Source organism: Vibrio harveyi (assembly GCF_030060435.1).
Taxonomy (GTDB): Bacteria; Pseudomonadota; Gammaproteobacteria; order Enterobacterales; family Vibrionaceae; genus Vibrio; species Vibrio harveyi.
This window is the reverse complement of the sequence record NZ_CP125875.1, coordinates 1,462,154-1,477,816: the sequence shown is the minus strand read 5'-3', so window position 1 is coordinate 1,477,816 and position 15,663 is coordinate 1,462,154. Positions and strand designations below refer to the sequence as shown.

Sequence of the window (15,663 nt, the reverse complement as noted above, 5' to 3'; positions counted from 1 at the left end):
GGTATGAAAAAAAGGTCTAGCGTAATGCTAGACCTTTTTTGTTTTCAGTCAGGTATAAGCCTTTATTGGCGTTTTCTGTGTTTTACTACAAAGTGTAGATGTCATGCTCTCGAAGCAGGTACAACGCGAAGCAAGCTGCGAGCATTGGCCACGCAGCGAAGAACAGCAGGTTGTTAAATGGGTCTAGGTATTTAGCAAACGAAGTAAAGGTGGAGCCAGCATGTAAAACTAAAATGGCAAGGTAGGTTATATTTTTCCATAAGCCAGCGACAAAAATCCCAATAAATACTAATTGGGCAAGCCCCATCGCGACAGAGATTCCACTTGAAATGTCTAAACCATAAAAGCCGGCAAATACTTTCATTGCGTGTTCTGGAACAAAGACTTTATCTAGTGCCCACATAATAAACACCAAGGCGATACTTAATCGCAATGCTAATAATCCTAGTCCTAACTGTTTTTTGAGTTTAAGTGGCAGTGTTTCTTTCATTTGGAGTCCTTTAAAGAGTAATGAATAAGTTCTCAATGGCAGACCGCGGTTTTTCTTATCTGATTACAACGGGATATGTAAATATTCGTGAATTGGTTATCTTGAGAAGCAAGTCCGTACAGGGTGATCCCGCTTGAGCACTAAAAGCGCGATGAACAAAAAAGCCGACAGAGTCGAATTCTGTCGGCTTTTGATTTACAGCGGTTTACTCAACGGACAAATACTCAGAAGGGGATTTGTCTGGTTTTGGTAGTTTCATTGCCGCTACGGCATTGAAGCCTACTTGTGTTAAGCCACCAGAGTAATCAACACTGCCATTTGGTAAGTTGGCTTTAGTTTCTGATGGATTCCACTTGCGGAAGTAATCTGTCAAATCGTACTGGGTTAAATAAGACGTACACGCCATCAGCAAATCGCCTTGGCTTAACTGGCTGCTCTGCGTTGAACAGTAGTTAATACCGTGGTCACCAACACTGTCACCACGAGCTTTGCGGTGAGCCAACTTGAAGAAGTTCCAACCCTGATCTTCACCAAAAATGCTTGGTTTAGATGCTTGATTAGAGTACCAAGTGTCGATGTTAAAGTGATCTTCTGCCCAAAGCTTCAACTGACCGAACATGGCTAAGCGCATACCGACATCTGCCTCACTCCAAGCGTGACCTTCAAAGCGGTCTAGCCATAGAGGTGACTTAGATAAGTCACTTGCGATGCGGTCCATGTATGGCTTCGCTTCGCGTTGCTCCTGCATGTATAACGCAAGAATGTTGTTGGTCACCTCGGTTGAGCCAGCTACCATAAATGGTGCTGATGCTAAGTTATGACCCACTTCGTGCCATAGCAACCAATCATTCGTTGGGTTCGTTGGAACCACTGTCCATGTCGGCCAGTAGCTGTTGCTTTGTACTGGGTAACCAGAGTGTGCTGCACCAATAGAGATTTGCACATCATTCACAAAGCGGTGTCGGTTCGCTAAGAGAGCATCATAGGTAAATCGACGATGCTTGCCATCTTCCGTCACCTGATCGCGTCCGTAAAAGTCGCTTGCATGATTTGCGAAGGCATTCAGTTCATCAGCGAATTTAGGTACATCAGTTTCCTGTACGTTGTTGACAGGAGTGGTGTAGATGAAATGACCAGAATCGATTTCGGCAAGTGGTACGTCAGCATTGATGTTGTTTACCCATTTGCCATCTTTCCACCAAGATGCTTGTAGTACGCCGTTAAAGTTGAATGTCACCACGTCACCTTGAGCTGTTTCAAGAGGCTGGATGTAAATCAAACCACCATAAGGGACTTTAAAGGTTAATTGCGCCCCGTCATATTGGAAGGTCTTCTGAACGCGAGGTGGACGTTTCAAACTCAACTCATGATTCGCGCGCCCTGTCAGATCATCAACTAACGCCACGTTAATCGAAGCTTTTACGCCCCCGGAAATCGTCACATTTTCAAGTTGTGGAGCCCACAAACCTGTCGATTGCATACTGCCAGCGGTGCCAATTACGGTTTTGTTGTTAGTGTGAATATCGACACTAGCCGAACTTCCAGATTGCAATGGTCGACCTGGGTAGCCTGTCGTATCAACACTGATGTCTAAATCCCAGTATGAGCGACCTAGCATCATGCGAGTTAACGGTTTTTCCATCCAGTTTAGTGGGTAAGAAGGGTTAAGTTCGCCTGATTCTGTAATCATTGACCATTTAGCTAACTGCTCTTGTGTCTCTTGCCCACATGCACTTCCGCCTTGGTGAGTGTTATTGGTGTAACAGTTCAGTATTTCGACTGCGCGTTTGAAGCCAAGCTCGTCTTGTACGTCCTGTTTATACTCGTACTGTTCGTCATTCCATAGCCAAACTGATAGGTTGTCGTAAGTTGATGTTAACTCCGCTTGCGACAAGCGTTCACCAATCTCACCTTTACTACGGTAGTAAAGCTCGTGAGAGAATAAGCGATCAATGTTTGCACCTAGGTTTGCAGCCTTGACCATACTATCGACGACTTCAGGACTCATTTCATAGCGAGTGAAGTCAGGACGGTGGTGGTTACCTCGGCTCGGAATACCATGACCTTTACGTACTTCAATACAGTTAACTTCGTATTGGTATTCGTCCTTACACAATGGCACGCCAGGGAAGTTCTTTTGCAGTTCCGCGATGGCTGTTTGTTTCTCTTGCTCAGATTTCACCATGTGGAAGGCATAGCGCTGTTGCTCTTGGTCGCCAACAGTTACCTTGTACAACGGAATCTCAAGCGTTGGCATGTCGATATTACCCGGCCATGTGACGGTGCCATTGTCATTGATTTCAATTTTTGTGGTATCGGCATAACGCTCATAAACCACAAGATCGAATTCCGCCACTGTGTGTAGGTTAGGGACGTTTGGACCCGATGTACTATGACACCAGTAGCTATCTGAACAAAGAGACTGGAAGGTCTTCGCAACGTTTGCACCACCTACAGAGACGCCAGCGGCATCAGCTAAACGAGCGATAGGCTCAGGATTACTTGCCTCTAGAGCATCAAAGAAGATGATGTTGCCGCCGTTGTTTACATATTCGATCAGCGCTGTGACGTCATCTGCATCCAACTTAGGCTGTTGAATATCAGAAACGACGGATTTGGTATCATAGCCATCGGTTTTAATCTCATAAGATTGAAGCAGTAATAGCGGAGTCGTCGTTGCATCAAGAGTGCTGAATGAACCACTATTTAGCAGTTCCATATCACCAAGTTGGTAGCTTGGGTTAACGAAGAAGTCGTAGATTTGACCCTCTTTGCGGTCCCAACGGAAAGCGTGCCCCTTGCTGATGTTCGTTGCAATGGCAATCGAATCTTGTGATGCGTTTGGTACCAGCCAATTGATCAAGTTGCCGAACATCTTTTGCATGCTGCCGTTGTCGGTACGAGTATCTGCGTCTTGAGCAACTTGGTTGTGTGGCGTGCTGTAGCGACATGTTTGTTTCTCGCTTTCAATGCCCAAATCTGCGCCTGCCCAGTAGTTTTGTGGACACGAGAAAATAGAGGTGTACATCGCGTTACCCAAGAACACTACTTTACCTGAACCAATCATACCCGCGGTCATGGTTGGTAAATTGAAGGTCGCTGTTTGTTTCGAGATTTTTTCCGGACGCAGCATCTTGACCGTCGATGTTTCATCAATGGTCGTTGCATCTACGATGTAAGCTTTCTTGTCTTTACCTGAGCCACGTGTCCAAGCGGCCTCTTCACCAAAAGGAAGCCAGTAACTGTTGTCATTACGTGGCATTAGCACTGGGAATGCTTCATTGGTTAGGTTGAAGTTACGCATTGCACGTGTATAACCAGAACCGCCCCAACCATGGTTATCATGGAAGATGTGCACGCTATCCACGCCTGCATAAATTTGATGCAGAGATTGCGTTACATAATTGCTCCCTGTAGCGCGAACGGTACGCAACATAGGTGCCGCAAAGCCTGACCACTGTGGTGCTTGTTTCAACTGTCCATCGATGATCTGCGTTAAACCTTGGCTAAACTGTGCAGCAAACTCGTTTGGCGTCGTGAAGTTAGTACCTTCAATCTTTGCGCCGTTTGGTAAGCTAAGGTTGATCAGTTCATTGATTACGTTAGGGTACTGTGCAAATACCTGACGAACGTTATCGTTGATCTCAATGTTGCTGTCAGTCTGAATACCATAACGACGAACAAACGCCTCTAGGTTTTGTTTTACCAACGGATTGTCACTTAAATCCGCAAGTTGGTAATTTACCTTGTTACCTTTAACTTGCCCGAGTGTGAAGGTATCGATACCAAAGATCAGGTTCTCGCCCCATAGGTATTCAAACTCGCCGTTTGCATCTGTCATACCACGGGCAGAGTGGCTGAAGAACTCAACACCGGCAAGGGGGTAGCCTTGCGAGTCCATCAAGCGACTTGTCGTTAGTGGCTTGTTTGCAGCGCTTGGCTTGTATTCATAAGTTGCTTCGGCGTTGGCAGAAACAAACGACCCGGTTAAGTTGTTACTTGCACCTGGGGTGACTTCTGGCTGAAGCTCTGGATCAACGTGCGCGCTTGGTTGCTCACCCTCATTCGCGACACTTGGATTGAGAAACTCATCAATCGCCGCTTGATCTTCGCTTAGATACAGGTCTTGGATATCGTAGCTGTTGATTTCATCTAAACACACTTGTGTATCTTGAGTAGGGCATGTGTCGATCTTGTTTAACAGCTTAGTGACATTACTTGCGTGTTTACCTAGCACATCTTTAAGATCATACGCTTGAGTTAACTCAGATGGTTGTGAACCTTCACGTGTTTGTTGTGGCACTAGGTAGTTGAACGTACCTAGAGTAATACCACCGAATTGACAGGTGAATGTGCCTTCAGAAGCGGTATAAGTGAAGTAGCCTGACTCACTGATATCCTGATCATCACACTCAAGATCACCGGTTAACTGTTTACTATGAATAAACAGTTTACCTTGATACGTGGTTACACCTATATCTGGTTGATCTGGCGGTAAATCAGGTTCAACAGTCGGTGGTGTGGTATTTGTTGAGTTGTTGCTTTCATCGCCACCGCAGCCAAGCAGCAGCGAAGCGACAAGGATTGAAAGAAGACTTCGTTTCAAAGACTAAACCCTTATGAAGTGCCATCGTCATTTGGATGGCGAGTTGGTTGAGAGTTACTTTATTTTAAAGCTCAGAGCTATCGAGATTATGTTGTTAAGTAATTAACTTTTAGTAAGTTTTTAGGGCTCGATAAATGCGCGCGCATTCTAGTTTTAAAAGCGGCAGGAGGGAACAAAAAGATTAGCTTTGTATTGAACAAATTGTCACAACTGAGGGTGGGATTCACAGAATGAATAAGCCTAGTGGTTAGTTGGACTTTCTTTTCTGCAAAAATAGCGTACAGTTTGCTGGTTTTTCACTGAAATCATCCGATCATGACCAACGCAAAACTCCTTCTTATTCGTGGTTTACCAGGCTCTGGAAAGACAACGCTTGCTAAGAAATTGTCCAAACAGCTCAAAGCGAAACACTTTGAAGCTGACATGTATTTTGAGAATGAAATTGGAGAATACGTTTTTGATGGTACCAAGCTAGCGGATGCCCATGAATGGTGTTTTCAACAAACCCGTAAGTGGCTTAATAAAGGTAAGGTGGTGATTGTCAGCAATACCTTTGTTCGTCACTGGGAAATGAAGCGCTACCTAAAGTATTGTGAGAAAAAGCAAATTGAAGTGGAAGTGCATGTGTGTCGTGAGCAATATCAAAGCATTCACGATGTGCCATCAGCGACGATCGAAAACATGCGTCGCCAATGGCAAGAATAACGTTTTAACCTCTTTTGGTCTCAAGAATACTACTGACCCCTGCCATCGATCATGACAACCAGTGTTTTGCTCATAATGGCGATGTCCATCGAAATCCACGAGTAAAATGAGCTTAGGCTCAATGCGTAGCTGTGGTCGAAGCCGACTTTACGGCGAACATCCTCAATACATGAGTCGTAGCCTTGATTGACTTGTGCTAACCCTGTGATGCCTGGTAGAACACCGTAAGTGCGTTCAACAAAGTAAGGAATCTCATCTTCTAGCTTTTGGTAAAAAGCAGGGCGCTCAGGACGAGGACCAATCAACGACATTTCACCTTTTAGCACATTGAATAACTGTGGCAGTTCATCTAAGCGTGTCTTACGTAAGAATCGACCGACAGGTGTGATTCTTGGATCATTCTCTGAAGCCCATACCGCGCCAGAACGTTGCTCGGCATCGACATACATAGTGCGAAACTTCATGATTTCAAACAGCTCCATCTTGTCTGGTGTACAACGACCCACACGAAGCTGACGATAAATCACAGGGCCTTTTGAGTTCATTACAATTGCTAACGCAATCAAAGGCATAATCGGCATGGTGACGAGCAAGATGAGCAGTGAAACAACTACATCGAAAGCGCGTTTTGCTAGATGAATATTTGAGTCGTAGCGTGAAGTTTTCATGATGCTTTCCTTATTGATTAATGCGCTTCCAGCGTCCGTTTTCCATTCCAAGTAGGTAGCGTAGTCCGCCTGCGAAGTTAGCTATGTGTCCAACCACTAAGTAATTGATTAACTTAAATGGCTTAAACAAATTTAATACTGGTACTAAGTAAGTGAAGAGAGCAGCTGAGTAGACTGCCAGTTGTGCCAGCATTAGAAATTGAAACGCTGGGTAGTGAATTAGCAGTAATGAACTCACCAAACACATGATCATTAGGTAAGGAGTCGCAAGACGCAGTACCTTTCCTGATAAAAATGCAAATGCAGTGCCACGATAGCGGGGTAACAGCAGCTTTTTAAGTTTCAAGAACTGCTGCATATTGCCTGCAGAGATGCGTAGGCGTCGTTTGAAGTCAGAGTTATCAGAGCTTTCTTCTAGCTCAAGAGCCAGCATCCTAGGTTCATAAATGGATGCATAACCTTGTAGTACGATACGCATTGGTAAAATGAAGTCATCGTTAATGATCTCAGGTTCGAGCGGCGTGAACAGTTTGGTTCTAAATGTATAGAACGCGCCGTGAGAACCAATGGTTGAGCCAATCAACGACTCTTTGTATTTCACATTAGATTGGTACTGCCAGTAAGCTGCTTCACCTTGGTTTTGTGTCGCCATGATTTGATAAGTCGCATTGACTACACCGATATTCTCATTTTGATAGTGTTGGCTCGCTAGCAGTAAGGAATCACAAGAGACTAGGGCAGAAACATCACTAAGGACGGTAATCTCAGTGGTTATGTTTTTCATTTCAGAGTTGATGAGCGTCACTTTGCCACGATTGATTGCGTGGTCTCGAATGATGAATAAAGTGTCAGCACAGATCGCTTCTTGAATGGTGTTCTGTGCTATCTCTGCTGTGTTGTCGGAGCATCCATCACAGGCAATGACAATCGTTAATTTATCTCGCGGATAGTCAAGGCTTGCAAGGTTTCGGATCTTTTCTGCGATCCATTGTTCTTCGTTGTAGGCAGGTACAACGATTGTCATCGTAGGTAAGATGCAGTCGTTTTTGGATGCTTTGTAACAACGCTCTTTTACCGTTGCTTTCTTCGCTACCTTGCGCTGTTCACGACGTGTTGAAAGCCAGTTCAGAACAAGAGGGTAGCCAACGTGATGGTAGACAATTAATAGCGCAGATAAAACGAAGCCAGTGGTCCAAAGTAAATCAATCATAAGTTCTCTCCTTGAGCTAACATCGCGTAGCGGTTAACCATATTGCGGATATCGAAATGCTTAAGAATATGGGCTCTAGGCGAACGCGGTATTTCTGATAAATGCTGTGACAATGCATCCGCTAGAACGGGAACTTTATTTGGCTCAACCAATGCGCTTGTTTGTGGGCATAGCGTCTCTTTTACTGCTCCAACGTCACTGGCAATGCAAGGGACGCCGCAGGCTTGTGCTTCTAGGGTTGAAAGTGGAAAACCCTCTTGAAGTGAAGGTAGACAAAAGACATTTAAGCTTTGGTAAAAGTGCGGCATGTCACTAACCAAGCCCAAGAACGTTACTCTGTCTTCAAGTCCCAAAGTGCGTACCTGCGCTTCTAATAGCTCTCTTTGGCTACCGCTTCCTGCAATAGCAAGGTGTGTATGTGTTGGTAGATGTGAGAAGGCTTTGATTAGGATCTCTTGCCCCTTAACGGCTTCTAAACGACCTGCTGTTCCGACAATGAACTTATCAGTGGGAAGCGAAAAGCGCTCACGGGCTTGGTTTTGATTACCATTGGTGAACTTTTCACAATCAATCCCATTATGAATGGTGCTGACTCGAAGATAGCCTAGCTTGTTGGTTATTTGGTCAGCGACAAACTCAGCGTCTGCAACAACTTGGGGGCGAAGACTCTTGAGTAATACTGTTTGTAATCTAGCTGCTTTTTGGTTGTTTAAGTGCCAAGCATCATGCTCCGTGTGGATTAAGGTTTTAATGCCTAGCAATCGTGTCGCAATCCCGCCATACAGCAAGGGACCGATATGGTGAGTATGAACCACATTTGCGTTGAGTCTTTTGAGTATATGTTTCAATGCTTGGAGTGTGGTTAGGCTAAAACCTGGCGCTTTATCGAGAAAGCAAAGTTGGTCTCGGTAATCCAACAACTTACTCCAATGACGAAATGCAACCTTTTTGTTCCCCTCAAGACTAACCACAAAAACGGAGTCTTCTGCTTTAGCAAAACGAAGCATCTCTAGTACCAGAGTTTCTAATCCGCCGGGGGCGAGATGTTGGACGACGTGTACAATCACATTGCCGTTCTTGGTTGATGTTCGAGTGTCTGAGTTTTCCATTCCTGAGTCCTCGATATATTTGTTTTTCTACATGTTGACTTGTGCACGCTATGTGCCAAAAATTAAAGTAAGCAAAAACAACAAGTTAATAATTTTTAGGTGCTGAACATCAAAATGAGAAAAGAATATTCTCATTTTGAAATTCAGAATTCGCGGATGAAAGAAATTCCCAGTTAATTGCTTGATTTAATGGGAATGGGGATGAGAAAGCACTCAACGAACGAGTGCCTTCACATGATGCTGAAATTTAAAATTCTGGCTAGAAGATTACTTTAGGGATAGTGGTAATCACGGGGACGCCCAGGTGTTTTTCAAGGGATTTTCGTGAGCGAATCGAGTTATCTGCCAGTTCCGCAATGGTTGCTAATCCGATACCTAATCCAGCACCACCAATGAACCCTAAGATAACGAACATAAAAGCGGGTAAATTAGCTGGAATTGTGGGAGTGTAAGGCTCATCAATGACTTTCACGCGTTTATTTTCTTCAAATACACCCAAAGAACCGGTGAGTTGGGCCATTTCATAACGTTCAACCAGTTCTTCGTACAATTGGCGTTTGACTGTCACATCTCTTGCCAGTCGATTGATTTCAGTTGCGGTGCTACCAAATCGATTCGCATTGGTTTCTAACTCTTGAATCATGCTTTGCAGACTCGCTGTCTCTTCTTGAAGCGATTCATATCGACCGCGCATGATTTGCAATTGATGGAGCTGAGAAACAAGCAGAGGTTGCGCATCACCAATATTACTTACCGTTGCGGTGCTGGCGATATCCCAAAGCTGGTTACTGTTCATCTCAGGTTGTTTTGAGTTGAGTAGAACGGCGCGCTCTTGTTCTAGGCGATTCAATTCTCGCAATTTACCTTGGACCATACTGTGCGCTTCTGTGTACTTGGCACGAAGTAGGGTTAGTTCACTGCGGATCTCGATGATTTGTTCTTCAATTTTACCAATCACTGGGTTGGTCTTAGAAAGTTGTTGGTCCAAGCTACCCATGCTGCGTTTTACACCAGCCAGTTCCGCTTCTTTCTCTGCCAATGTCTGCTTTAGGCTCGCTAAACGAGTCAGGCTTTGTGCCTGCATCTCTGGTGTTGCGTGCGAATAGGCGTTTTTGTATTCGGCAAAGGCTTGCTCGGCTTTATCCAGTTCTTCACGACGTTTATCAATATGCATGGTAAGAAAGTGGCTTGAGTCTTTAATCGAAGATCGCTCTGGGGCAAGAAGTTGTTCTACAAAATGATCGCTGACGGAGCCAAGTATATCTTCCATACCTTCAGACTTACTGCTGGTTAACTGGATTTGAATGAAGTCTTTACCAAGCTGTTGCACCGTGAGGCGATTGGCAAGCTCTTTAATGATGGACTCTTGTTCTTTCGGTCCCATGGTGTCATCAATCAAGCCTTGTTCTTGAGCAACCGAATACAGCACATGACGGCTTTTCAATAGGGTACTTAACGCGCTCAAGCGATCTTTCAGCATGGTTGAGACGGCAAGATCTTCGAGGAATGGATTCATCTTGGCTGTTTCTTGAATCAGCATACTAGTGTGTGCCACATATTTCGTTGGCATCATTTTACTGACGACAAAGCCTAAGATAGGCAATACCAACATAGGAATAACAATCAGATAGCGACGTCGCCATGCACCATGCAGTAATAAGGTGATGTTGTCTCTTAAATCGTTCATAACGCCCTCACTAATCGCTCAACTTGACGTGCTCTTGATTGCCAACTTTGTTGTTGGATGATCGAGAGTGAACCCTCTGGTGGTGGGAGTAAGTGATTCAGGCTCGCACGAACATCATCCACATCCGCCACAACATGCAGCATGTGTTGGTAGGGCTTAAGTGCTGGGAAAGCCGTACTGATGACCGGTGTTCCTGTGGCGAGGTATTCCAATAGTTTAAGTGGATTACAGGCTTGAATCTGTGCGTTATCGACGAACGGTAGCCAACTCGCATCCCAATGTTGTGAGTAGCTAGGTAAATCTTGATGTGCTCGCGGACCTAGGTAATGGATATTGTTTCGTTGTGGCAACGGGTTGTGAGGAAATTCATTTGGACCAATAAAGACCAAATCCCAATCCAGGGCTTGATCGGCGACTTGTTCTATTAAACGGTAATCCAACCATTCTGATAGGCTGCCGTAAAAACCCAGTACCTTACGACCATTGTTTGGCATATCTTGTGCTTTCGCCGTTGGCTCTGAAAACAAACTGAAGTCCACACCATGCGGTAGAGTCACGGTTTTCTCTTGCGGAAGCTCCGCGGCAAGCTTATCGCTGGCAGCCAAAATAAGGTCTGCGTTCTCAATCAAGTCAGCTTCATGTTCCAAAATGGTTCGATGATCGACACCCGCGAGTGCGCCAAAGTCATCACCACAGTAATAAACAATGCCTTTGGTACTCATTTCTCGACAAATATCCACAGCGGTAGGCAGTGACGTCCAAAAAACGGCATGTTGAAAGCCGAGTTCATTCAGTTTTTTGCTCAGCTGATGTTTCATCATTTTCGTCGCGACGTTACGTGCCCATTTAGATTTGGGAGCAGGGATCGTCAGCAAAGTGATGGTGTGGATGTTTGAGACATCCTCTCGGCCGAAAGGCGTTTGAACCTCGTCTTGTTGTTTGAATGATCCAGTCAGTTTGGTGACGAGGCGTTTAGCGTCTTTTGGTGTGAACTTTGGTTGTCTTAAGCCGATCGAGTTGACCCAAAGAATACGATGGTTGTTCGCTAGGTGCTTTATCAGATGTTGAGTGGAAGATGGCAAGCCGCCGAAGTCTTCTCCAAATACTACGATATCTGTCATCGTTCTCTCCTTGAGCCAATTGATTCGTTGTTGTTACTCAAAGACGTATCACGATGCGTGCCAAGGGGCTAAGTTTCATTAAAACAATAGGTTAGGTTATTTCTTGATTTGAGAGGGTGACGGTTTCTCATTTTGACAATCAGTTTGAACGATGCGATTTATCACTATGGTTAGCGCGGCAAGTATATAAATCGGCCAAGTAAATCCTTGGGTGAGAAAGGTTCCCGACACTATGGTGCCAATAAGTCCGCTCAATACGGCGTTTGCACCTACAGAAAGCGTGAAGTGGGACTTTTCAGTCAGAAGTGAGATTGAACTTAATGACGTTTTGACCAGAGAAACAATCAGAGTAATGAAAACCGCTAAACCAACAAAACCGGTTTCAGCCAGTACACCAAACCAAGTACTGTGCACCGCGTGGTTAATGCCATCCCAATGCGGGCTGTAGAAGAAGTAGTTGTAGTAGAAGTTCTCTAAACCAACGCCGGTTATCGGATTGTCGAGTGCCATTTTGAAAGCCGCTTCCCAAGCGTACAAACGTCCCATTGCAGAGGCATCAATACCGGCTTCTGCAGCACCCCCCGATGCTCGCCCGGAGATCCCTGCAACAGCATAAAGAATCAAAGCTGCGACCAAACCTAGAAAGACAACCAATGCCTTACTCTTGATGTGTTTGAACGCGAAATAGGCGAAGACTGAGAGTGCTCCCAATAAGCCACCGCGGCTTTGTGTCTCAAGGATCGACATAAACAGGATGATACAAGTGAGCAGTGCAAAACCTCGCAACCACATGGACGATCGTTTCTCGACCAATTGGCTCACCGTAAAGGCGAGGGGGAACATCAAAACCAGCGCTAAGTCATTGGGGTCACCTAATACCGAGCCAAACGAACGACCAATCGACACACGCGTTCCTTCGACAATATCAATACCGTTGGTGGCGTTATAAAGAGCAACGAGTCCGACCAACAACCCAGCAACGATAATTGCTTTTGACATTTGTGCGAGCTGTTTGGGTGTGGTGATAAGCCAAGTGATCGCCAGTGTCATCACAATGATCTTCCAATACGTATTCTTAAACACGGTAATCGCGATGTCGCGCGCAGAGGCGAACACAATACCGATGATGACTAACGCCCAAAAGATGAACAGCCACTTTAAAGAAGGGTGCCAGAAAACCGATAGCTGACGACTGATTAATAGATGAAAAGATAACGCGCCAAGTGCGCCTAAAGACAACAACAATGGGATTTTGAAGTTGTAGATAACGGGAAACGCTTCGTGTATTCGAAAGAAAGAGAAGATGACGAACAGAGTCACCAGCCAAAAGGTTTGGTTGAGGACAAACAAGATGGCAAGCGGAGCAAAACAAATTGCGACAATTAAAATTGGATGCGGCATCACTAACCACGCTAAAGCGATGACCACAGTAACGGTTGTCGCAGCGATGATTTGGGTTGGTCTCACATCCGTGGCATTCATAACGTCACTCTTTTCGCTTCCGTTCTTAACCTCATCATAAGGTTATTGCGTGTTTCCTTAGACATGTATCGGAAGGCGATACCAGCAAACAGTGTGCATGTCAGAATGCAAATCACAATCGCACTTCCGATGGATTGAGTAGAGTAAAGCAGGAACAGTGCCACTCCTGAGATGATTTGTAATGCGACCATCAAACTTAGGTGGAAAGGAAGGTACATGCACTGTTGTCCAATCACGAACGTCATCGCCAGTTTGGTGAGTTGGGCATAGTAAAGCGCGATGAATACGCCATAGATACCAAGGGAAGAAAGCGCAAACAGAAGAGCAATTGCAACACCAGCGGCAACGATGTTAATTCCTAATAACCAACGAGTGCGACGTTTGTAAAGAATCGCGATGTTCAGCAGTTCACTCCATTCTTTTATCATGGCGATTGGTAGAAGGAATAATGTGTAAAGCGCAGCTTCTTGGTATGTTTCTGGTAAAAACTGGCTGATCATAATGAAGGCAAGGGTTGCGACCAACACCGTGAGTGCCGCAATATAAATCATACCGAAGTGAGAAATCCGAACGGCTTCTTTACCACGATTACGCTCCAGATACGCGAAGCGACGTGGCATCCACCACATACCGAATGGCTGAACCAAAATACACATGCCAATGGCAAATTTAACCGCAATTGCGTACACCCCAAGTGTTGCCAGTGAAGCATTAGCGCCGATGAACCAACGCTCAGCACCGTTCAAGCAAAACGCAACTAGCGCAGACATCATGACAGGGATACAGTAATGCAGGTGTTGTTTCGCGAGCGCTATGTCAGGCATGACGACTTTGTATTTATTGATAATGTGCAACCAGGTAAATTGGATTACGGCAGCAAGCAGACCACCAAGCAAGACAGAAATGACGTGTGGGTGAATCAATAAAGCGGCGACAATAAATACAACTTGAAGAACGGTGGTGGTCACCATCACGCTTAGCAGTGTTTTCGCTTTATCATCTTGCATGCGCAGCCAAGCAGTACCGATACCAATCGCGCCTTCCAAGATAATTGCGAACATCAGCGCGATAAATTCAAGCTGAGAAAATGGGCCAGGGATCGGGGCAACTAGAATCGCAAACAGTAAAACCAAACCAATCGCCGCTGCGATCCAAACAGAAAGCGAGTAGATCTGGTTAAGCATGGTTGCTTTCTTCTCGTTGTCTTTCTCTACACCAACAAAACGGTAAAGGGCTTCGTGCATTGCCATGCTCGCAAGTAGGGCAGTGACAACACCGAAAGAAGTTAGTAACTCAAGTTTGCCCATTTGCTCTGGTGAGAGAAACTGAGGAAGCACTGGCAGCATAATTAAGCTGATGCTTTTGTTGATCACCAACGCAATGGCGAACAACGACATGTTGGTCATGGCTTTAGACATGGTCATATCCTTTGACGTTGTCACGCTTCTTTGCGTTTTGTTGTTCTTTGCTTGATGGATCTTTGCAAAGCTGCTGGGTAATAGAGAAGTAACAACGTTCCGCTGTATATAAGCGAGCAACGTGCAGTGCCTCTAACCCCATTGTCACTTTCAACCATGGCGATTCATTCAACAGGACAATTGCATTGTGCAGAGATGCGGCGTCTTTTGGTGTGTACTTGATGCAGTTTTTCCCGTGAGTTAGTACTCGATCCCAATAACTGTCATCATGAGGAATCACGACACACATACCAGCGGCTAACGCCTCTAAAATTGATAACCCAAACGGTTCGTTGTTACTGGTAGAAACAAACACACCGCATTGCGCGCGAAGTTCATCCAGGTTCTCTGGTGACTCATGCCATGAAATGTTTGATTGATTGAAATCTGGCTCAGAGCACTCGACGCCTTCGATGTTTGGTTTGATGTAGCAAATGGTTGCATTTAGGTGGCATGAGTCGTCCAGTTTCATCGCATCGAGCAATAAATCCACATTTTTCCATTTCAATAGACTTGCGGCCCAAAATACGCGATTAGAAATTGGGTTTGCTTGCTTTGGTGAGCGCTTTGAAGAAAGACCATTGACGAATGATGCAGTATTTAGAGTTGTCCAGTAGCGTTCAACGGCTGGCTTAGGCATTTTTAGGTAAGCCATAAGAGCATCGATCATAGAGGCGCGCGTGTTTGCAAGATAATGAATGGCAGCCGCTTTTACTAAGCAGTAGCCAGATGAGCGAGACACGCCCACAGGGCCATGCACCATTTGTACGATAGGTTTGCGATTGAATAGACGAAGCAAGTACATGGGCATGTCGTTGTTTGGTGAAGACAAGCCCATAAACCAATCGAGTTTCGGTAGCTTGAGCGTCACCAGAATCAGTTGAACTAGGTAAAAGCAGTTCATCAGCCAATAAGCGATACCATGATGAGACGTGATTGGAGATCGCTTGATTTTCAATACCTGTACGCGAGGATTTGAGCTGAGTGTTGAAATCCAATGTTCTGGATTTGTCGTTGCGATATAGCTAATCACGTCACGTTGGTCACACTGTTTAATCAACTCGGCGTTGGCAATTTTCGAACCGCCTTGCATTGTGATAGCGTCAAACATCAATACACGTTTCATGG

11 protein-coding genes are annotated in these 15,663 nt (G+C 45.1%); 1 reads left to right on the top strand and 10 read right to left on the bottom strand.

Annotated elements, in window-relative coordinates; translation table 11 throughout:
• Positions 1-85: 85 nt before the first annotated feature.
• Both QMY49_RS07380 and QMY49_RS07375 read right to left on the bottom strand, forming a co-directional pair.
• On the bottom strand, positions 86-490 hold the full coding sequence (locus QMY49_RS07380; RefSeq protein WP_283313766.1) for a hypothetical protein: 405 nt from the start codon (positions 488-490) through the stop codon (positions 86-88).
• Between the two features lie 205 nt (positions 491-695).
• Complete coding sequence (locus QMY49_RS07375) at positions 696-5,096, bottom strand: SslE/AcfD family lipoprotein zinc metalloprotease (protein WP_283313764.1); 4,401 nt, start codon at positions 5,094-5,096, stop codon at positions 696-698.
• Positions 5,097-5,411: 315 nt separating this feature from the next.
• On the opposite strand from QMY49_RS07375, the gene QMY49_RS07370 reads away from it, so the two are divergent.
• Positions 5,412-5,801, top strand: a complete 390-nt coding sequence (locus QMY49_RS07370) for an ATP-binding protein (protein ID WP_009697747.1) — start codon at positions 5,412-5,414, stop codon at positions 5,799-5,801.
• 29 nt (positions 5,802-5,830) lie between these two features.
• On the opposite strand, the gene QMY49_RS07365 is transcribed toward QMY49_RS07370, so the two are convergent.
• The 8 genes from QMY49_RS07365 to QMY49_RS07330 form a co-directional block, all read right to left on the bottom strand.
• The gene (locus tag QMY49_RS07365; protein ID WP_283313762.1) at positions 5,831-6,469 is read right to left on the bottom strand and encodes a sugar transferase; all 639 of its coding nucleotides are present in this window, start codon (positions 6,467-6,469) and stop codon (positions 5,831-5,833) included.
• A 10-nt stretch (positions 6,470-6,479) separates the two neighbouring features.
• Positions 6,480-7,679, bottom strand: a complete 1,200-nt coding sequence (locus tag QMY49_RS07360) for a glycosyltransferase family 2 protein (RefSeq protein WP_283313759.1) — start codon at positions 7,677-7,679, stop codon at positions 6,480-6,482.
• The gene (locus tag QMY49_RS07355; protein WP_283313756.1) at positions 7,676-8,788 is read right to left on the bottom strand and encodes a glycosyltransferase; all 1,113 of its coding nucleotides are present in this window, start codon (positions 8,786-8,788) and stop codon (positions 7,676-7,678) included. Before QMY49_RS07355 ends, QMY49_RS07360 begins: the two co-directional genes overlap by 4 nt.
• Positions 8,789-9,047: 259 nt before the next feature.
• A complete protein-coding gene (locus tag QMY49_RS07350; RefSeq protein WP_283313754.1) occupies positions 9,048-10,475 on the bottom strand; it encodes a GumC family protein in 1,428 nt (475 codons plus the stop codon).
• A complete protein-coding gene (locus QMY49_RS07345) occupies positions 10,472-11,596 on the bottom strand; it encodes a glycosyltransferase (protein WP_283313751.1) in 1,125 nt (374 codons plus the stop codon). Before QMY49_RS07345 ends, QMY49_RS07350 begins: the two co-directional genes overlap by 4 nt.
• A gap of 96 nt (positions 11,597-11,692) precedes the next feature.
• Positions 11,693-13,078, bottom strand: coding sequence for an O-antigen ligase family protein (locus QMY49_RS07340; protein ID WP_039840926.1), 1,386 nt, complete (start codon positions 13,076-13,078; stop codon positions 11,693-11,695).
• On the bottom strand, positions 13,075-14,496 hold the full coding sequence (locus QMY49_RS07335; RefSeq protein ID WP_283313747.1) for a lipopolysaccharide biosynthesis protein: 1,422 nt from the start codon (positions 14,494-14,496) through the stop codon (positions 13,075-13,077). The genes QMY49_RS07340 and QMY49_RS07335 overlap by 4 nt, the downstream gene beginning before the upstream one ends.
• Complete coding sequence (locus QMY49_RS07330; protein WP_283313745.1) at positions 14,489-15,661, bottom strand: glycosyltransferase family 4 protein; 1,173 nt, start codon at positions 15,659-15,661, stop codon at positions 14,489-14,491. The genes QMY49_RS07335 and QMY49_RS07330 overlap by 8 nt, the downstream gene beginning before the upstream one ends.
• Positions 15,662-15,663 lie beyond the last annotated feature (2 nt).